Below are 18,997 nucleotides of genomic sequence, written 5' to 3' on the forward strand. Positions count from 1 at the left end.
TTTCCGCCGCCCTGATCCGAAGGCGTCCCCGATGAGCGGCTCCCGCATCCTGGGCCTCGTGCTGCCCGCCGTTTTCCTGATCGCCCTCGTCGTAGGCCTGTGCTGGTACTGGTGGCACCGCGACGAGGATGACGACGGGCCCTAGGCCTCCTCCGCAGGCACCCGGATGTCCAGGACGCACACATCGTCCCGCCGCTCGCCCTCCAGCATCGCGGCGAGCAGCGCGTCCAGGGAGTCGGCCCCCTTGCCGTCATGGGCGAGGACGGCCTCGGCGAGACGGTCCAGGCCCGTGTCGAGACGCTCGCCCGGCCGCTCGACCAGACCGTCGGTGAACAGCAGCAGCCGGTCCCCGGCTTCCAGACGGCACTCCGCGGCCTCGAACTCCGGGGATGTGCTGGCCCCGAGCAGGATTCCGTCGGGCCGGTCCAGATAGCGCGCCTCGCCCCCGCGCACGAGCAGCGGCGGCAGATGACCCGCCTGGGCCCACTTCAGCCGGTGGTCCACCGGTTCGTACCGGGCGAGGACGATGGTGGCGGTCGTGTTGCTGTCCCTCGAGTGCAGCAGCAGGGTGTTCAGCCGGGCGAGCGCACCGGTCAGCGAGGAACCGGTGCTGACCATGCCCTTCGCGGTGAAGCGGAGCTGGGCCATGGTGGCCACGGCGTCGATGCCGTGGCCCGCCACGTCGCCGATCACGAACAGCGCGTCCTCGTCGGGCAGTTCGATGGCGCTGAACCAGTCGCCACCGACATGGATCTCCGACTGGGCGGGCAGATAGGCGACTTCGACCCGCAGTCCGGCCAGCCGTACGGGGGCCTTCGGCAGCGGCAGCAGCGCGTGCTGGAGCCGGGTGGCCAGCGCCCGTTCTGCCTGCAGGATGCCGCGCTGCAGCAGGATGGCCCGCTCGCTCTCCACCAACGCGAGCTCGGCGTTGCGCAGCGCGGTGAGGTCCTGTACGAAGCCGTGCACCTCGACGGGGGTGCCCTCCGGGTCCGCCACCGCCTCGGCGACGGCCCGCAGATGCCGTACGCCGGACGCGGACCTGATCCGGAAGGGCACGTCGAACGGCTTCCCGGCGCGGACGAGTTCGGTGACGGCGTGGGACAGCGCGGGAGCGTCCTCGGGCAGCGCGAGGTCAGGGAGCTGCTGGAGGCGGACCGGGCCGCGTGCGGGGTCCCGGCCCATCAGGGCGTAGACCTGGGGCGACCAGGTCGCCTCACGGGTGACCAGGTTCCAGCTCGCCCAGCCGAGGTTGCCCAGCCGCTGCACGTCCGCCAGCCGCTGCTCCTGGCGGGCCGTGGAATCGTGCCGGACCCAGCTGACCAGCAGTCCGCCGCCCAGCCGCGTCGCCTGCACCGAGTACGTGGCGGTCTCCTGCACCCCGTCGACGACCTCGTGATAGGCGAACGGCTCGCCCGCGTACGGCTCTCCGCCGGCGAGTGCCGTGAGGTACCCCTGCCACAGCGGCTCGCCCGCGACCGACGGATAGCACTCGAGGATGCGCATGCCGAGCAGCTCGCGCCCGGTTCGGCCGAGGACGTCGACGGCCTGCGGGGTCGCGGCGTCTATTCGGTAGTCCTCCACGTCGCCCGAGGTGCCGCGCAGCGGGGTCAGCAGGACCGCCGCGCCCGGGAGGGCGTCGAACACCGCCTGCACCATGTCGGCGACGCCTTCGGCGGTGCGCTCCTGCGCCTGGTCGAAGGCGCGCAGCCGGCCGGCGCAGAGCCGGGCGGCGGCCCGCAGGAGCTTGCGGTCGCGTGCGGTGAAGGGGCCGGCGGGCCGGCGCAGTACGCCCAGCGCCACGTCGGCCGTGTCGCCCGCCGGCACGGGCAGCCAGGCGCGCGACAGCCACCGCTCGGGCGGATTCCCGAGCAGCAGGTACTGGTCCCGGTCCGTGCCGAAGTCCTCCAGCCAGCGCGGCTCGCGGGCCCGCAGCGCGTCCAGCGCGGCGACTCCGCTCAGCGGCGGCACATGGCGCCACTGGCTCGCGAAGGTTTCGTCGAGGCCGGCGTGCCCGACGAGTTCGAGTCCGGCGTCGGGCCGCAGCACATAGAGCACGACGGCGTCGGCGCCCACCTCCGGACCGAGGTGTTCCAGCAGGGAGCCGGCGAGTTCCTGCGGCGAGTCGACGCGGACCAAGGCCTTGCCGAGGCGGGCGAGCACCTCGGAGCGGTCGTCGGTCCCGGTGGCCGAGGCGTCCCATGGGGCGGGCCCCTCGGGCCGTGCGGGACCGGACCCGGTGACGGCCGCCATCCCGGTGGAGTCCGTGGCGTCGAGGGCGTCGGCCTGGGGCGGCATCAGCGCGCCGAGCGTGAGCCAGCACTCCTCGATGAGGGTGCGGTGCCCGGTCCTGGCGCGTTCGACGAGTTCCTCGTGCGCGGTGTCCGGGGAGCAGCCCGTCATGGCCATCAGCGCCCCCTTGGCGCGCTCCAGTACCGCCGAGGTCGCCGCCTGCTCCTGCAGCCGGTCCATCTCCGCGCGCTGCCTGGCCACCACCCTGGCCAGCGCCGCCAGGTCGGGGGCGGTGCCGCTCTCCACCGGTGGTGCGGGCTCGCTCGTCACGAAGTGAGCATCGCACACCTGAGCCCGTGCGCTCATACCTCTGGGGAATCAGGCTTTTCTCCGCCTGCCGGTGACCGGCAGGTCAGCGGCCCGTGCTGTGTCCGACGAGGGCCTCGGTGACCGCCCGGACACTGCGGGCGATGTGCTGCAGCTGCATGACCTCGGCCGCGTACAGCTTGATCGTGTGCTCGATGACCGACTCGGGCATCCCCAGCACGGGCAGCTCGGCCCGCGCGGTCTGCAGCGCCGTCCGGGCCACCCGGATCTCGTGCTGGACCTGGATCTGCGCGTGCCGGGCGAGCAGCACGGGGTGGCGGATGAGCGCCGGATAGCTGGCGTAGCGGGCCGGCACCAGTTCGCGCAGCCACTTGGCCGCCGAGCGCTCCCAGTCGTAGCTGCCGGGCGTCTTGACCTGGCAGGGCCAGTCCTGGCTGATGCGCGTGGTCGTCAGGGTCATGATCATCGCTTCCGGGTGTGCGGTGTGCGGCGTCGTGAGGGGTGGTCCGACGGATTCTGGGGCGGCCCCGGTCTAGGGGATGACTGGGGCCGCCACCACGGGCGAGCCGCGCAGGCGTCGCCCGCCCGAACACCCCTGGCGCCGACGTGGGTAGGGGACGGCGGCTGGGGGTGTCCGATCTGGGGCCCCGGGCGTCGGGTGCCGGCGCGGCGGGTGGTGCTGCGTGCGCATGGGCGGTCCGTCGGCTTTCTCGGGGCGGGTGCGATCCGTGAGCAGTATTTATATATGCCGTCGCCTTTGCAAGACGTATGAAAACATTCATGCGCGATATGAGGTGAATTGTCCCCGTACAAGGCCTTGTGGGCGAAAGGGGAGGGAAACCGCCGGGCCGGTGGCGGTCGGACCGGTGTCAGTCCTTCAGGAAGAACTGGTGCTGCTCGGCGACCTGCTCGTAGTCCTCGAGACGGGCCTGGGTGCGCTCCGGGTCGGCGTCGGTCATGGCCTGGAGCAGCGCGGCGGACATCACGCCGGGTGCCGCATAGGAGTCGAAGACCAGGCGGGAGCCGGTGCCGGTGGTGAAGGTGACGTCGGCCTCGTCGGCCAGCGGCCCGAGCACCAGGTCGGTGATCAGGGCGACCCGCAGGCCCGCGCCGCGCGCGACCCGGATCGCGGTGAGCGTCTCCTGCGCGTGCCGCGGCATCCCGAAGGCCAGCACCCAGGTGCCGCCGGCCTCGCGCGACTGCAGCAGCGCGTCGTAGGCGACGGTGCCGCCCCGGGTCACCAGCCGTACGTCGGGGTGGATGCGGCGGGCGGCGTAGGCGAAGTACTCGGCCAGCGACACGGAGATGCGCAGCCCGAGCACGGTCAGCGGGGTCGAGCGGGACAGCTCGCGGCCGAGCCAGATGACCCGGTCGGGGTCGGCGAAGTCGCGCCGGAGGTTCTCCAGGTTCTGGATCTCGGCGTCGACGGCGGCCTGGAGTTCGTTGCTCCGGTCCTCGTCGGCCGCTCCTGGGCCGCCGGCGAGGGTGCGCAGCGCGATCGACTGGAGCTTCTCCCGTAGCGCGGGGTAACCGCTGAAGCCGACCGCGGCGGCGAACCGGGTCACCGACGGCTGGCTGACGCCCACCCGATCGGCGAGATCGGTGATCGACAGGAACGCGGCCTCGGTGATGTGCTCGATCAGGTACTGGGCGATGCGGCGCTGCCCCGGGGACAGTCGCGGGCCGTCGAAGAGCTCCCTGAGCTGGGAGGTCGGTGCAGATACTGCCTCCGGAACGGTCTTTCCCGAGGTGATCGCGGACGCCTGTGCGCGTGCCTGCTGCGGCGATGACACCGGTGCGCCTCCTTTGTCTCCCACGAAAACTCAACATAGCTCACAGAACGTGGTGACCAGGGTTGTGCGACAGCTCCTGACTGCCCCGGAGCGAACGCACAGCTTGCGGGCGCGGACCGGGGCGCCGGTCAGCGCCGATAGATCGTGATCGAGTGACCGACCTCGTCGATCGGATGAGCGCTCTTGATCAATTCGGCCAGTTTTCCGCGTGCCTTGGCGACCCACGAGTCCGACACGACCAGCAGACCGTGCACGTCGCCCTCCGGCACCTTGCGCGGATCGGACGCGTGGACGCCGTAGTACGACGGCACGGCGCTGCCCTTGTACACGAGCCAGACCCGCTCGCCCGGGTAGCGCTGCTCCAGCCGGTCGGCGAGCCGGCCCAGGTCCTGGCCCCAGTCCACGTTGGAGTCGTGCAGCCGCAGATGGGTCTTCGCCGGACCGCCGAACGCCTCGTTGGAGTACGGCAGGTAATACGGGTGCGTGCGCAGCGAACTGACGGCGACGAAGGCCACCAGCGCCCCCGCCGCCACCGGCGCCCACCGCCACCGCACCGCGAGCACACAGCCGCCCGCGACCGCGAGGAACATCGGCATGAACAGGGCGTACCGCGTGCCGAAGTCCCGCGACCCGGTCATCGCCGCGGCCAGCAGCACGGCGGGCGGGATGAGCACATACGGCGCGGCGGGCCGCAGCCGACGTACCGCGACGACCACGACGGCACCCGACGCCCACAGCGCGAGCATGCCGAGCGGGGTCTTCACCAGCAGGGCGGCCGGGAGGTAGTACCAGAGCGAGCCGGTGTAGAGGTGGCCGAACAGATAGCCCTGCCACGGAAGGTTCTCCAGACCGAACTGGGCACGCATCCCGGCCCGGAACGCCCCCGGGAACGGCATGAGTTCGACCAGGCGCTCGTGCAGCCCGCGGATGACCGGCACCGGCTCGGCGGGGGAGAACCGCAGCCGTGGGTCGACCGCGAGATACGTCGCCCATACGACGGCGACCGCGGCCAGCGCCACCACGGCCGCGCCCGCCAGACCGAGCGCCAGGGCCCTGCGGCGCTCGGCAGGTTCCTCCGGTCGGCGGGTGTGCCACACCGACACGAGCGCCAGCGCCATCAGCACCGGGATCGCGGGCAGCGCGCTCATCTTGGTGGCCAGCGCCGCTCCGAGCGCTGCCCCTGCGAGCGGCAGATACAGCCTGGGTCTGTGGCGGGCCCGCCACACCAGCCACGCCGACGTCAGCACGAAACCGGCCGTGGGCACGTCCAGCGTGGCCAGCGAACCGTGCGCGATGACGTCGGGCGAGAAGGCGTACAGGGCCAGCGCCGTCAGCCCGGCCGCCGTACCGGCCACCTCGCGCGCGAAGGCCAGGACGACCAGCCCGAACAGCAGTGTCAGTGCGATCACCGGCAGCCGGGCCCACAGCATCAGCCGCCATGGGTCGTTCCCCGACTCGTACAGCAGATGCCGCCCGACCTGCCCCTGGCTGCCGGGGAACGCCGCGTCGTAGTGCGGGTCGGCCACCGCCACTCCCGCCATGATCACGAGCTTGCCGAGCGGCGGGTGCTCGGGGTTGTAGCGCAGGCGATGCTCGTGCAGATAGTCCGTGGCCGTGGCGACGTACACCGGTTCGTCGATCGTGGGCGTCTGCTGCGCCGCCGCGGTCACCATGGCCACGGCCATCTGGGTGAGCATCAGCACCGCGAGGAGCGGCACGATCCACCTTCGACGGCGCCGCAGGCCGTCGTACAGGCGTGCGGGCGCACTCGCCCACTGGGCCTGCTGCCCACCGCCGTCACGGACCTCGGGATCGAGGACCGGTTGCTGTTCCCGCGCCATCATCCGCCCTGCGCCGACAGCCACCGCAGGGTGGCGGGAGCGATCAGTTGCCGTGTCATGGCTTTACTGTCGCAGCGCTCCCGCCACCAGGCGCGTCACCGCTTCACGAGTCGTACCGACAGACCCTCTGCCGTACAGACCGGTACGGCCCGGAGCCGGTCGGAGTTCACCTCGACCCGGTCGAACCGGCCACGCAGCTGCGGGACGTCCACGACCGGCACTGTGCCGCCCGGAGCACCCCGTGCGGCCGGGGAGACCCCATGTGAACGACAGGTGGCAGATGCTGTTCGTCCTGTCGGCCAGGGTCCGGCGACCGGGACGTGTCTCGGCGCGTGAACGGCGATCCGGCGACTCACAGAAAGGCTCACGCCAGTGCCAACGCGCCCTCCATCGGCGGCACTTGCAGGGGCACCGGCTCGTCTGTCTCCAGCAGAACGACCGCTTCACCGTCCCCTCGGCCCGACCCTGTTCCGGGACAAGAACCAGCGGAATGAAGGGCTGAGACCACATGAGCACTCCCGTGCACCTCCCACGCCAGCGCGGCCCGCTGCACGACCTGCCGGACACCCCCGAGGCGTACGACGCCGTCCTCGCCGGCGTTGCCGAGCAGGCCCTGGCCCGCCTCACCCCGGAAGGCAACCTCGAACACCCCGACGCCCAGGACGACATCGGCGACACCTCGCTCGGGATCACCTCACTGCTGGCCCTGGCCTGGCAGCGCGGCAGTCACCCGGGAACGGGCCGGAGTCCGGGACCACGACGACCTCGTCAACGCCCCCGCCGTCCCAGACCAGGTGGCCCAGGAACGCGTCCAGCGTCCTGCGCAGCACGGGACCGGCGAACTCCCGTACGTCGTCCCAGGATTCCCCGGCCCAGAAGTGCGGCTTGTAGGAGCCGGTCGTGCTGTGGAACTCGTACCGCGCGGACCAGGGCACCTGTGCCGAGGCGGGCTCCACCCATCCCTCGCCGGGGTCGCAGTCCCACTCGGCGTCCGGGTAACACCGTGATGTCCAAGCCCATGCGGGCAGGCTAACCCGCGGCGCGATGACCTCGATCAGGGTTCTCCGCCTCGTACGGCGCGGGCACCGCGGACGCGGGCACCACCAGGTCGGCCCGATCCCGTGTCGTCGCGACCAGGTCGGCATTGCGCTGGTCCGTGCCCAGCACCCAGGCCACGGCAGCCTCGTGCTCCTTGCCGAACTCCTCGTGCCGGGCGACGAGCCGGCGGATCCGCTCGTCCTCGTCGATCTCGCAGAACCACACCTCGTCCAGGCAGGGCCGCACCCGAGCCCAGGAACCCGCCTCCAGCAGCAGGTAGTTGCCCTCCGTCACCACCAGCCGGGCCGTCGGCGGCACCGGGATCGCACCCGCGACCGGCTGCTCCAGCACCCGCTCGAACCCCGGCGCGTACACCACCTCGCCGGTCTCCGCGCGCAGCCGCCGCAGCAGCGCCGCGTATCCCCCCGCGTCGAAGGTGTCCGGCGCGCCCTTGCGGTCGCGGCGGCCCAGCCGGTCCAGTTCGACATCGGCGAGGTGGAAGCCGTCCATGGGGACCTGTGCCACCCAGGGTTCGCCGGTACCGTTCAGCTCGCGCGCCAGGTGCTCGGCGAGGTTCGTCTTGCCCGCGCCCGGGCTGCCCGCGATGCCGAGCAGCGCGCGTGGACCGCGCTGGGCGAGACGGCGGGCGCGGGCGAGCAGATCGTCGAAAGTCAAGGACACGCTGGAGAGTGTCGCACCGCGGCCCGTCCCGGGTTCCCGCGCTGTGGCCTTCGCCACCCACTGGAAGCCGCTCTTCGGGGGAAGGGTGCTGGGTATGACTGAGCTCGGTCTGCCCGACACCATCCTGGCCTGTCTCTTCGACCTCGACGGGGTCGTCACCAAGACGGCCGTCGTCCACGCGGCCGCCTGGAAGGAGGCGTTCGACGAGTTCCTGCGCGACTACGAGGGCGAGCAGGGCCGGCCGTTCGACGCCGACGCGGAGTACGACGAGTACGTCGACGGGCGCCCGCGCGCCGACGGGGTCCGCGCCTTCCTCGACTCCCGCGGCATAGCTCTGCCCGAGGGCGCCCCGGACGACCCGCCGGACGCCCGCACCGTCCACGGTCTCGGCAACCGCAAGAACGACCTGCTCCTGGAGAAGATCCGCACCTCCGGCGTCGAGGCCTACGAGGGCACACTGCGCTACCTCGAGGCCGTCCGCGCCCACGGGCTGCGCACCGCGATCGTCTCCTCCAGTGCCAACTGCCGTGACGTACTGCGCTCCGTCGGCGCCGAACACCTCTTCGACGTACGGATCGACGGGGTCGTCGCGAGCGAACGGAAGCTGCCCGGCAAACCGCACCCGGACACCTTCTTCGCCGCCGCCCGCGACCTCGGCGTCGAGCCCTCGGCGGCAGCGGTCTTCGAGGACGCGCTGGCCGGCATGGACGCGGGACGCTCGGGCCACTTCGGATACGTGGTCGGCGTCGACCGCGTCGGACAGGCCGACGCGCTGTACGCGCACGGCGCGGACGTCGTCGTCGAGGACCTCGCCGAGCTGGGAGGCAAGCAGTGATCACCCACCGGGCATACACGGTCGAACCGTGGGCCGTGCGCGAGACGGACCTCCACCTGGACGTCCTGGCGCAGAGCGAGTCCGTGTTCGCCCTGTCCAACGGCCATGTCGGCTGGCGCGGAAACCTCGACGAGGGCGAGCCGCACGGCCTGCCCGGCAGCTACCTCAACGGGGTGCACGAGGTGCATCCGCTGCCGTACGCCGAGGCGGGCTACGGCTATCCGGAGTCGGGCCAGACGGTCATCAACGTCACCGACGGCAAGATCCTGCGACTGCTGGTCGACGACGAACCGTTCGACCTGCGCTACGGCAGGCTCGTCGCCCATGAGCGCACGCTGGACCTGCGCCGGGGCGTGCTGGAGCGGACCTGTGAGTGGACCTCGCCGGCGGGCTCGACGGTCCGGGTGCGCTCGACGCGGCTGGTGTCGCTCACCCAGCGGGCGGTGGCGGCCGTGGCCTACGAGGTGGAGGCCGTCGGCAGCCGCTCCCGGGTGGTGATCCAGTCGGAGCTGGTCGCCAACGAGCAACTGCCCGGGTCCAACGGCGACCCGCGCGCGGCCGTCGCTCTCCACTCGCCGCTGGAGCAGGAGGACGACTTCGCCTCCGGCCACCGGCTGCGGCTGGTGCACCGCACCCGGCGCAGCGGCCTGCGTGTGGCGGTGGCCGCCGACCACGGCGTCACCGGCCCCGAGCGGACCACGACCCGAAGCGAGAGCGACACGGACGTGGCCCGGCTGACCGTCACCTCGGTACTGGAGCCGGGACAACGGCTGCGCGTGGAGAAGTTCGTCGCCCACGGCTGGTCCGGCACCCGCTCCCGGCCCGCCATGGCCGACCAGGTGGACGCCGCCCTGGCCGCCGCCGCGCACGACGGCTGGCAGGGGCTGCTGGACGAACAGCGCGGCTTTCTGGACGACTTTTGGGCCCGCGCCGACATCGAGGTGGACGGCGACGAGGAGATCCAGCAGGCCGTCCGCTTCGCCCTCTTCCACGTCCTGCAGGCAGGGGCCCGCGCCGAGCAGCGAGCGATCCCGGCCAAAGGGCTGACCGGGTCCGGATACGACGGGCACGCCTTCTGGGACACCGAGATGTTCGTGCTGCCCGTCCTCACCTACACCGCCCCCTCAACCGTCGGCCAGGCGCTGCGCTGGCGGCACAGCACCCTGCCCGAGGCCCGGGAGCGGGCGACCCAGCTCGGTCTGGACGGCGCCGCGTTCCCCTGGCGGACCATCGAGGGCTCCGAAGGGTCGGCGTACTGGCCGGCCGGCACCGCGGCCTTCCATGTGAACGCCGACATAGCCGACGCCGTCATCCGCTATGTCGAGGCCACGGGGGACACGGCCTTCGAGCGGGAGGCCGGCGTCGAGCTGCTGGTGGAGACGGCCCGGCTGTGGCGGTCGCTGGGCCACCACGACCACCACGGGGTCTTCCACATCGACGGCGTCACCGGCCCCGACGAGTACAGCGCGGTCGCCGACGACAACACGTACACCAACCTGATGGCCCGCGCGAACCTGCTCGCGGCGGCCGACGCCGTCGCCCGGTACCCGGAGGAGGCGGACCGGCTCGGCGTCGACGAGGAGGAGAGCGCCGCCTGGCGGGACGCCGCCGAGGCCGTGTACGTCCCCTACAACCACGAACTGGGCGTCCACGAACAGCATGCCGGGTTCACCCGCTACCAGCGCTGGGACTTCGCCGGCACCCGCCCCGACCAGTACCCGCTGCTGCTGAACTTCCCGTACTTCGATCTCTACCGCAAGCAGGTCGTCAAACAGGCCGACCTGGTGCTCGCCATGTACACCTGCGGCGCGTTCTTCGACGACGACCACATCGCCCGCAACTTCGCCTACTACGAGCCGCTGACCGTACGGGACTCCTCGCTGTCCGCGTGCTGCCAGGGGGTCATCGCCGCACAGGCGGGCCATCTGCGGCTCGCCTACGACTACGCGGCCGAGGCCGCCCTGATGGACCTCGAGGACCTGGAGCACAACACCCGGGACGGACTGCACATCGCGTCCCTGGCCGGCACCTGGATGGTGCTGGTGGCGGGGTTCGGCGGGATGCGCCGGTCCGGCGACGGGCTGCGGTTCGCCCCCCGGCTGCCGGACAGGTTCCGGCGGCTGGCCTTCGGCCTGCAGTTCCTCGGCCGTCGGCTGCGGGTGGAGATCGAGGCCGACAAGGCCGTCTACACGCTCCTGGACGGTGAGCCGCTGACGATCCACCACCATGGCGAGCCGCTCACCCTCGATCCCGACGGCCCCGCCGTGCGGCCGGTGCCCCCGGCGCCGCCCGGCCCGGCCCCCGAGCAGCCGTCGCACCGCGGCCCGAACAGCGGCTGAGCGCGCTCGGCGCGGTGCCATGAACACCACGACATCCGTCTCGCGGCCCGGCAGCGGGGCCGGTTCGGACCATCCGGCATGGCGGTGGAACGCGAGGGTGCCGTGCGCCTGGTTCCGGGTCAGGAATCAGGCGCGACCGCCGGCCGCGGTGGCGGTGAGCGTGGACGGCGGACGGCGGCCCGGACCGGTGCCACGGGCCTTCGGGCGCACCCCGAGTTCATCGATCACCGGCGGGCCGACCAGCAGTTCCGCCACCCGGCCGGCACGGAGCCGCTCCGGTCCACGAGGTCAGGTCAGCACGCTCGCCAGCAGCCGGTACAGATCGTCCGTCGCGTCGGCGGCCAGCAGGGCCGGGAGGGCGCCCAGGGCGAGGACGGCCGCGGCGGCCGACCGCATGCGGGGCGGCGGGGCCGTCTGGAGGGCCGCGATGCGGCGGGTGACGGCGCGGTCGGTGAAGTTCAGCGCGCACGCGGGCCGGACCCGGCCCGCGGTGAGCGCGGCGCGGGCCAGGGCGCGGGCGGTGGCCGCGCGGTCCCCGACGGCGTCCGCCGCCTGCTCGTCCGCCCCGCGTTCCACGAGGAAGGCCACGGCGTCACGGACCGGCGAGAGCAGCGGGTTCGCCGCGGCGGCGAGCGTGGCCGCGGTCACCAGCAGGCCGTGCCGGTCCGTCAGATGGGCGCGTTCATGGGCGAGCAGGACCCGGCGCTCCGCGGGTTCGAGCGCACACAGCATGGCGGAGGTGACCAGGATCCGGCCCGGGCGACCGGGGATCGCGAAGGCCTGCGGCACGGGAGACGCGGCGACGATCAACTCGGTGTCCGCCGGCTGCCCCGCGCACAGCCGCCGCAGTGCCCGGCGGGTGGAGCGTTCCGCTCGCAGCGCCCGGTGCACGCGCCAGGCGACGACGGCCAGGACCAGACACGCGGCGACCCCGATCACCTCGGGCACCGGATCGGCGATGCGGTGCCCGTCCTCGCGGGCCTCCCGGACCACCGGCGGCGCGTCCCCGAGCAGCGCGGTGGCGAGCAGGAGCAGGGACCAGGTGGTGGCCGCCGCGGTCAGGACGGCCGCGGAGGCCAGGACGCGCGCGGCGAGCGCGGGGGCGACCCGTCTGCCGATCACCGGGCTGACGGCGGGGAGCAGCAGGGCCGGCAGCAGCGGGGCGTAGACGTCGAACCTCATGCGCCGCCTCCGCCGAGCAGATCGCGCAGTGCCCGTTCTTCCTCGGCGCTCAGCCCGGACACGAACTGCTGCAGTGCGGCGATCGGGTCGGGGCCGCGGTCCAGGGCCTCGTGCATCGCCTCGGCGGTCAGCTCGGCCGCGTTCTTGGCGGGCCGGTACGCGCCGCGCCGCCCGTCGGCGTCACGCAGGACGAGTCCCTTGTCGTACAGCCGCTTGAGGATGGTGTGCACCGTGTTGTAGGCGAGCCCGCCGTCGAGCTCCGCCTGGATCTCGGCCGGCGTCAGCGGCCGCTCGGTGGCCCACAGAGTGGCCAGGACCTCGCTCTCCAACTCCCCGGCGCTGCGCCGCTCCACCCTGCCGCGGGACCGTGTGCCAGCCATGGCCCAACCTTACAGCGCGTAGGGCCGTCATTCGTATGGCCGTACCCCTGCTGCACACTCCTCCGATGCGGGTTAGTTTGACCATGTTTTTCGCGAATCCCGTATTTCTCCGCGATTTCCGCCCTCGGCACTACACACTGTAGGGTGATGGGGCTCCTACAAGCTGTAGGGGCAGAGGGGTGGACCATGGCCGGCAGCACGAACGCCATGCTCGCCGGGGCACGACGCGGCCGAGCCGGGAACATGTCCGACGGCACCCGAGGCGCCCGCGCCGGGGGCCTCCTCGCCGCCGTGGCGGCCGCCTTCACCCTCGCCCAGCTCCTCGTCGTCCACCCCGGGATGGGCCTCGGCTGGGACGAGACGGTGTACGTCAGCCAGTTCAGCTCGCAGGCCCCGGCGGCCTTCTTCAGCGCACCCCGCGCCCGTGGCATCTCGCTGCTCGTGGCGCCGGTGACCACATGGTCGTCGTCCACATCACTGCTGCGGATCTACCTCGCCGTGCTGTCCGGCAGCGCCCTGTTCCTGGCGCTGCGCGCATGGCGAGGCCTCTTCCCGGTCCGGGTACTGGCCCTGGCGGGAGGCCTGTTCGCCTCGCTGTGGGTGACGCTCTTCTACGGCCCACAGGCCATGCCCAACTACTGGGTCGCCGTCGGCGCACTCGCCGCTGCCGCCTGCTTCCTGCGCGCCCGCGCCGACCGCCCCGACCGCGCCGCCCTGTGGGGCCTGGCCGCGAGCGGGGCGCTGATGGCATGGATGCGGCCCACCGACGCGGTCTGGGCGACCGTGCCCCTGCTCGCCCTCGCGCTGTACCGCCGGCTCTGGCGGCCGCTCGCCTTCCTGCTGGCCGGGCTCGCGTCGGGGGCCGCGGAGTGGGTGATCGAGGCGTACGTCAGTTACGGCGGCCTCGCGCAGCGGCTCTCGGACGGCTCCGCGATCCAGGGCGGCCTCGGCTGGCACGTCGCCGTCGCCGACCAACTGCGCAGCCTGGGCGGGCGGGCCCTGTGCCGCCCGTGCACCGGAGCGATGCCCGCCCCCGTGGTCACCGTCTGGTGGCTCGTCCTGCCCCTGTTCGCCGTGCTCGGCCTGGTCGTTGCCGTCCGGGCCCACCGCACCGCCGCCACCCTCGTGCCGCTGGCCTGCGGCGCCACCGCCGCGTTCCCGTACCTGTTCATGATCGGATACGCGGCCCCCCGCTTCCTGCTGCCCGCCTACGCCCTGCTCGCCCTCCCCGTCGCCGATGCGCTCGTCCACCTGGTGACCACGCCCGCACGGGCCTGGCGGCCGGTGGCCGTGACCCTGGTCGCGCTCTGTCTCGCCGGACACCTGGCGGTGCAGTACGCCGTCCTGGAACACACCGTCGGCCGGACCACGGCCGCCCACCGCGGCTGGGCCCGCACCGCCGCCGAACTGCACCACCTGGGCGTCGGCCCGCCCTGCCTGGTCACCGGGCACGACGCGATCCCCATCGCGTTCTACGCCGGCTGCTCCTCCGCCGCGACCGCGGGCCACAACGCCAACAGCACGGCGGCGGTCATCGCCGGGACCGCACGCCGGATGCCGGTCGCCACCCTCGTCGCCGCGGGCAGGCGCCCGCCCGCCTACGCCCGCGACTGGCAGTTCGTGCCCTTCGGTGCGCTCCGCCTCTACTACGCGGCTCCGGCAGCGGGCTCATGACGTCCTCGACGGACATCGCGCCCGCCCTCGGCCGCCGACGGGCCTACTGGCACGCCGCCGCCTGTCTCGCCGTCCTGATGTGCGCGGCCTACCTGGCACTGCGGCACTGGCCGGCGCTTCACACGGGGGCCGTGCGGCTGGCCCTCGCCGACCAGGGGTGGCTGCTGGTGGGCGCCACGGCGGCGGCCGCGACCTGGGCGTCCTCGGCGCTCGCCCAACAGGGCGCGGTGACCCGGCCACTGCCCGGCGGGCGCCTGGTGGCCGCCCAGTTCGCCGCCTCGGCCGCCAATCACGTCCTGCCCGCCGGTCTCGGGGCGGGCGCGGTCAACGTGCGGTTCCTGATGCGCTGCGGACTTCCGGCGAGCCGTTCGGCCAGCGCCCTCGCGGTCAAGGCGACGGCCGGTGCCGTGGCCCGCGGCGCGCTGATCGCGGCGCTCGCACCGGCCTGCCCCGGCCTGCTGCGGATCCCGCACGTCCCCCCGGCCGCGCTCGTAGCCGTACCCGCCACGGCCGCCCTCGTGATCGTCCTGCTCAACAGCCCGCTGTGGCCGCGGTGCCGACGCGGCCTGGCGGCCGTACTCGCAGACATCCGCGCCGTGCACGCCGATCCGCGGCGCGCGGCCGCTCTGTGGGGCGGCTCGCTCGCCTTCGCCGCCCTGCACTCCCTGGTGCTGATCGCCGTCACCCAGGCCGTGGCCCTGCCGCTGCCCCCGGTCCGGGTGGCGCTGCTGTACCTCGCCGCCAGCAGCGCCGCCGCCCTGCTGCCCACCCCGGGCGGCCTCGGCTCCCTCGACGCGGCACTCGCCCTCGCGCTCACCTCCTCCGGAGCCCCCGGCGCCACGGCCGCGTCCGTGGTGCTCGGCTACCGCCTCCTGACCGTCTGGCTTCCACTGCTCCCGGGCCTGCTGGTGCTCGCCCTACTGATCCGCCGCAAGGCGCTGTAGCCGCCCGGCGTCGGCTCAGTCGGAATTTCCGTCCTTGCCGTGCTTGTGCTTGCCGTGCCTGCCGTTGCCCTGGTCGCCCTCCTGATTTTCTCCTTGCGGCGCCGTGGGAGACGGGGCAGCTGACGTCGGTGCGGCGCTCGGAGTCTCGTCGGCAGGGGCGGACTTGACGGTTACCGGGGTGGGCGAAGTCGGCGACGACGGGCTGTTGTCGCCGGCACCGAGCGATGCGCCGAGGGCGACGGCCGCGCCGAAGACGGCGATCGCCGCACCGCCCAGCACGGCCCTCGAGGTCGGTTTCCGGGAGCCGCGCTGCCGGGAGTGCGCAGCGTCGGCGACAGCGGTCTGCGGGGGGACGGAGGACGGGAGGACCGGAGCGGGCATGGCAGCGGTGTCGGCCGGTCCCGTCGTGGACGGCTTCCACTCCTGCGTGGCAAGCCAATCGGCCGCCTGACCCGCGGTCGGCCGGTGCGCCGGATCCTTGGCGAGCAGGTGCAGCAGATACTCGGAGAGCAGTTGGGGTGTCTCCGGGCGCAGTTGGGCCGGCGGCAGGGGCTCGACATCGACGTGCTGCTGCACCACGGCCAGCGAGGTCGAGCCGCGGAACGGCGGGTGGCCGGTGAGCAGTTCATACAGTACGCAGCCGAGCGAGTAGACGTCGGAGGCGGGCTCCGCCCGGCGTCCCAGGGCGCGCTCGGGGGCGAGATAGTCGGCGGTGCCGAGGATCTTGCCGGTGGCGGTCAGCGTACTGCCGGCGTCGCCGGTGAAGCGGGCGATCCCGAAGTCGGTGATCTTCGCGGTGCGACCGGACGTCAGCATGACGTTGGCGGGTTTGATGTCCCGGTGGATCACCCCCTCGTGGTGCGCCGCGGACAGGCCCGCGGCCACCTGCGCCGCGACGGCTGCTGCCGCCTGCGGGTCCAGCGTGCCGCGCAGCGAGCGCTCCTGGGCCAGGCTCCAGCCGTCGACGAGTTCCATGACCAGGTACAGCTGCCCGTCGTGGGAGCCGAAGTCGTAGACGCCCACCACGTTGGGGTGGTTGAGGCGGCCCGCGATCTGCGCCTCCATCCGGAACCGCTCCGTGTCCGTCGCCTCTTCCGCCCGCAGGAGCTTGACCGCGACGGGGCGTCCGAGGACCTGGTCGGCAGCCCGCCACACCTCACCCATCGCGCCGCGTCCCAGTAGCTCTTCCAGCTCATAGCGGTCCGCCAGCAGCACGTGTGCACCCACCCCGACTCACGACAACACCTGAACACCGCAAGACCCGAATTCTCACCATTAAAGATCATTTGGGCGCGGCCTGCCCAGGTTACCCGGGCCGTCAAGCCGCCCGGATCCAGGCCCGGAAGTTCGCGCCGGGCAGGCAGACGACGGGGGAACGCCCGCCTGCCCGGCGCGTGGTCACTCGTCCATTCGGGGGAGCGAGCACCACGGGCCCCCTCAGGCCACTCCGTACAGCGCAGCGGCATGTCCCGGTGTCACACCCCGGGCGGCTCCCGGAAGTCACACAGGGCGTGATCGTCCTCGGCCGCCCGGACCTCGGGGCGTGTGCTCCTCCGGCGGCGCATCGGCCGTATCCCTGTTGGCGGTCATGCCCTCGATGAGCCCCGCGGGGAGCCACCAGGCAGCCGCGCACACGCAGACTCCGAGCCAGCCCATGGCGAACAGCCAGCCGCCCAGTACGTCGGTGAACCAATGCACGCCGAGAAAGACCCGGGTCAGTCCGACGAGCGCGCCCCAGCAGCCCACGGCCAGGCAGATCGGTGTCCGGCCGCGCGGGGCGCGTATCCATATCGCGAGGATCACCGACCCGGCCGTGAGGGCCGACGTGGTGGCGTGCCCGGACGGGAACGCCAAGCCCGAGGCGTGCGTCTGCCAGTCGGCCATCGGCGGGCGGGCCCTGGCGACCAGTTCCATGACGCCGTACCGCAGGGCCTGCCCCGCACCGAGGAAGGCGGCGCCCAACAGTGCCGCGCCCAGCCGCTGGGGCGGTGTGCGGCCCACGAACAGTCCGGCCGCCACCACCAGTGCGTACGGGATGATCCCCGTCCCCGTGGCGGTCACCCCACGGGCCAGCGCCACCGCGACGTCCGGGCGGTGGGCGAGCGACCAGGAGAGCAGGTCCCCGTCCAGGGACAGCGGAGCCCCGTGGCCGCCCACCACGACCATGGTCAGCACCCCGAACGCCGTCCAGGCACCGAGCCCGACGCTGCCCGCGAGTTCCGCGACGCCCCTGCGGTTCATGACACCAGGATGGGACGCAGCCAGGTCGTGGACAGCCGCCGGGCCAGGCCCTCCGGCCGGCGCCTGAGCACCGACATCGACCCGAAGGCGACGACGGCACCCACCAGGACTCCCACGACCACGTCGTGCGGATAGTGGACCCCGACCCAGACCCGCGAAGCCGCCATGGCGCAGGCCGCCGCGGCCGCCACGGTGCCCAGCCACCGGGAAACGAAGAACAGGGCCACCGCGGCCGCGGCGGCGATCGCCGCGTGGTTGCTCGGGAACGACCAGTCGCCCGGCGCCGGACACGCCTCCAGTGTGCTCACGCGCAGGCTCTGACAGGGCCGGTGCTCCCGCACCACCAGCTTCAGCCCGGCGTCCGCGGCGAAGGCCACCAGCACGGCCACGGGGACGGCCAGCGCCATGAGCGCCGCCGCCGCGCTCACCCGGCGCGCCCGCCACCAGCCCACGGCCATGAGCACCGCGAACACGGCCAGCCCATACGCCGCCCATATGCTCACCACGTCGTCCAGCCACCCGGGGGAGTGGTGCGCCACCGCGACCACGTCCTGGTAGGCCTCCCCGTCGATCGACGAGCCCTGGATCGCAAGAGTCATCCGCGGGCCTCCCTGGCCGCCTTGCGGGAGCGCAGCACCTCGGCGACGAGCGGGAGCAGCGAGACCAGCACGATCAGCGCGATCACCGGCAGCAGGTACTTGTCGATGCCGGTGATCGAGGAGCCGAGCGCGTACCCGGCGAGGGTCAGGCCGATGCTCCACACGAGCCCGCCGGTCACCTGCCACAGGGTGAAGGTCCGGGCGGGCACGCCGAGCGCCCCGGCCATCGGGTTCAGCACCGTCCGCACCACCGGCACGAAGCGGGCCAGCACGATCGCCTTCGCGTGGCCGTACCGCTCCAGCAGTTCCTCGGCGCGTTGCGCGCCCTCGTGCAGCCGGGCCGAGCGGCTGCGCGCGAGCAGGGCTCCGCCCGCCTTCCGGCCCAGCAGATACCCGCACTGCGAGCCGGCCAGCGCGCCCGTGGCCGCCGCGACCAGCAGCGGCGCCAGCGACAGCTTCAGGCCCCGGTCGGCCGTGCCGGCGCACAGCAGACCCGCCGTGAACAGCAGCGAGTCGCCGGGCAGGAAGAAACCGATCAGCAGCCCCGTCTCGGCGAACATCACCACGCCGACGCCCAGCACGCCGAAGGCGGCCAGCAGCGAGTGGGCGTCCAGCACATTGACGGCGAGCTGCGACGACAGGTGTGGGGGAGTGGTCATCGTCGCCGGCCCTCAGCTTTCGTCTCGTTCGACAACAGGTCAGTCCTGACTACATTTTTGTAGACGGTCTACGCAACTGTAGACGACTGGCTGGTGTGGTTCGTTCCTCGTTGATTCCCCGGCGATTCGACGACTTTGCCCGCGCATTGCCGCTTCATGACCGAGTGACTACATGGGTGTAGTCATGATGGTCGGCGGAGGTAAGGCATGCCTTCACTAAGTCGGGAGGGTTGCG

At 72.8% G+C, this 18,997-nt stretch carries 17 protein-coding genes and 1 pseudogene; 5 read left to right on the forward strand and 13 right to left on the reverse strand.

Translation table 11 applies throughout. The features are described 5' to 3' along the window. Positions 1 to 141 precede the first annotated feature (141 nt). From Q8A52_RS21475 to Q8A52_RS21490, 4 genes are all read right to left on the reverse strand, one after another. Complete coding sequence (locus Q8A52_RS21475) at positions 142 to 2,559, reverse strand: SpoIIE family protein phosphatase (RefSeq protein ID WP_316754310.1); 2,418 nt, start codon at positions 2,557 to 2,559, stop codon at positions 142 to 144. Between the two features lie 82 nt (positions 2,560 to 2,641). Next, positions 2,642 to 3,022 carry a hypothetical protein gene (locus tag Q8A52_RS21480; RefSeq protein ID WP_316754311.1) on the reverse strand — a complete coding sequence of 127 codons (381 nt, stop codon included), beginning with the start codon at positions 3,020 to 3,022 and terminating at the stop codon, positions 2,642 to 2,644. A 403-nt stretch (positions 3,023 to 3,425) separates the two neighbouring features. After that, on the reverse strand, positions 3,426 to 4,349 hold the full coding sequence (locus tag Q8A52_RS21485; RefSeq protein WP_316754312.1) for a MurR/RpiR family transcriptional regulator: 924 nt from the start codon (positions 4,347 to 4,349) through the stop codon (positions 3,426 to 3,428). Positions 4,350 to 4,477: 128 nt separating this feature from the next. Beyond that, the gene (locus tag Q8A52_RS21490) at positions 4,478 to 6,046 is read right to left on the reverse strand and encodes a phospholipid carrier-dependent glycosyltransferase (RefSeq protein ID WP_408649235.1); all 1,569 of its coding nucleotides are present in this window, start codon (positions 6,044 to 6,046) and stop codon (positions 4,478 to 4,480) included. 664 nt (positions 6,047 to 6,710) lie between these two features. Here Q8A52_RS21490 and Q8A52_RS21495 point away from each other — a divergent pair. After that, positions 6,711 to 6,923: pseudogene (locus Q8A52_RS21495) on the forward strand (hypothetical protein); the annotation flags it as partial. On the opposite strand, the gene Q8A52_RS21500 reads toward Q8A52_RS21495, so the two are convergent. After that, positions 6,880 to 7,146, reverse strand: coding sequence for a hypothetical protein (locus tag Q8A52_RS21500; RefSeq protein ID WP_316754631.1), 267 nt, complete (start codon positions 7,144 to 7,146; stop codon positions 6,880 to 6,882). The pseudogene Q8A52_RS21495 and the gene Q8A52_RS21500 overlap by 44 nt on opposite strands. A gap of 73 nt (positions 7,147 to 7,219) precedes the next feature. Next, on the reverse strand, positions 7,220 to 7,909 hold the full coding sequence (locus Q8A52_RS21505) for a nucleoside/nucleotide kinase family protein (RefSeq protein WP_316754313.1): 690 nt from the start codon (positions 7,907 to 7,909) through the stop codon (positions 7,220 to 7,222). Between the two features lie 94 nt (positions 7,910 to 8,003). Here Q8A52_RS21505 and Q8A52_RS21510 point away from each other — a divergent pair, with 94 nt between their 5' ends. Beyond that, positions 8,004 to 8,744, forward strand: a complete 741-nt coding sequence (locus Q8A52_RS21510) for an HAD family hydrolase (protein ID WP_316754314.1) — start codon at positions 8,004 to 8,006, stop codon at positions 8,742 to 8,744. Beyond that, positions 8,741 to 11,083: a glycoside hydrolase family 65 protein gene (locus tag Q8A52_RS21515; RefSeq protein WP_316754315.1), complete on the forward strand. Its 2,343-nt coding sequence runs from the start codon at positions 8,741 to 8,743 to the stop codon at positions 11,081 to 11,083. Before Q8A52_RS21510 ends, Q8A52_RS21515 begins: the two co-directional genes overlap by 4 nt. A 126-nt stretch (positions 11,084 to 11,209) precedes the next feature. Here the strand turns inward: Q8A52_RS21515 and Q8A52_RS21520 are convergent, their stop codons facing one another. Genes Q8A52_RS21520 through Q8A52_RS21530 form a run of 3 tightly spaced genes read right to left on the reverse strand, consistent with a single transcriptional unit; the run spans position 11,210 to position 12,645 of the window. Further along, positions 11,210 to 11,338 (reverse strand): hypothetical protein, encoded by a 129-nt coding sequence (locus tag Q8A52_RS21520; protein WP_316754316.1) that lies wholly within the window; start codon positions 11,336 to 11,338, stop codon positions 11,210 to 11,212. A 33-nt stretch (positions 11,339 to 11,371) separates the two neighbouring features. After that, positions 11,372 to 12,265 (reverse strand): M48 family metalloprotease, encoded by an 894-nt coding sequence (locus Q8A52_RS21525; protein ID WP_316754317.1) that lies wholly within the window; start codon positions 12,263 to 12,265, stop codon positions 11,372 to 11,374. Beyond that, a complete protein-coding gene (locus Q8A52_RS21530; RefSeq protein WP_316754318.1) occupies positions 12,262 to 12,645 on the reverse strand; it encodes a BlaI/MecI/CopY family transcriptional regulator in 384 nt (127 codons plus the stop codon). The genes Q8A52_RS21525 and Q8A52_RS21530 overlap by 4 nt, the downstream gene beginning before the upstream one ends. Before the next feature lie 186 nt (positions 12,646 to 12,831). Between Q8A52_RS21530 and Q8A52_RS21535 the strand changes: the two genes are divergently transcribed. Together Q8A52_RS21535 and Q8A52_RS21540 are read left to right on the forward strand one after the other, a co-directional pair. Continuing rightward, the gene (locus Q8A52_RS21535) at positions 12,832 to 14,319 is read left to right on the forward strand and encodes a hypothetical protein (RefSeq protein WP_316754319.1); all 1,488 of its coding nucleotides are present in this window, start codon (positions 12,832 to 12,834) and stop codon (positions 14,317 to 14,319) included. Further along, positions 14,316 to 15,263: a lysylphosphatidylglycerol synthase domain-containing protein gene (locus Q8A52_RS21540; RefSeq protein ID WP_316754320.1), complete on the forward strand. Its 948-nt coding sequence runs from the start codon at positions 14,316 to 14,318 to the stop codon at positions 15,261 to 15,263. Before Q8A52_RS21535 ends, Q8A52_RS21540 begins: the two co-directional genes overlap by 4 nt. A 15-nt stretch (positions 15,264 to 15,278) precedes the next feature. Here Q8A52_RS21540 and Q8A52_RS21545 read toward each other — a convergent pair whose 3' ends face one another. The 4 genes from Q8A52_RS21545 to Q8A52_RS21560 all read right to left on the reverse strand — a co-directional run bounded on the left by Q8A52_RS21545 (position 15,279) and on the right by Q8A52_RS21560 (position 18,762). Then, positions 15,279 to 16,490: a serine/threonine-protein kinase gene (locus Q8A52_RS21545; protein ID WP_316754321.1), complete on the reverse strand. Its 1,212-nt coding sequence runs from the start codon at positions 16,488 to 16,490 to the stop codon at positions 15,279 to 15,281. Between the two features lie 273 nt (positions 16,491 to 16,763). Then, positions 16,764 to 17,504, reverse strand: coding sequence for a phosphatase PAP2 family protein (locus tag Q8A52_RS21550; RefSeq protein WP_316754322.1), 741 nt, complete (start codon positions 17,502 to 17,504; stop codon positions 16,764 to 16,766). Then, on the reverse strand, positions 17,501 to 18,103 hold the full coding sequence (locus tag Q8A52_RS21555) for a phosphatase PAP2 family protein (protein ID WP_316754323.1): 603 nt from the start codon (positions 18,101 to 18,103) through the stop codon (positions 17,501 to 17,503). Before Q8A52_RS21555 ends, Q8A52_RS21550 begins: the two co-directional genes overlap by 4 nt. After that, on the reverse strand, positions 18,100 to 18,762 hold the full coding sequence (locus Q8A52_RS21560; RefSeq protein WP_316754324.1) for a DedA family protein: 663 nt from the start codon (positions 18,760 to 18,762) through the stop codon (positions 18,100 to 18,102). Before Q8A52_RS21560 ends, Q8A52_RS21555 begins: the two co-directional genes overlap by 4 nt. Positions 18,763 to 18,997 lie beyond the last annotated feature (235 nt).

Origin of the sequence: Streptomyces herbicida (genome assembly GCF_032656585.1) — a bacterium.
GTDB classification, from domain to species: domain Bacteria; phylum Actinomycetota; class Actinomycetes; order Streptomycetales; family Streptomycetaceae; genus Streptomyces; species Streptomyces herbicida.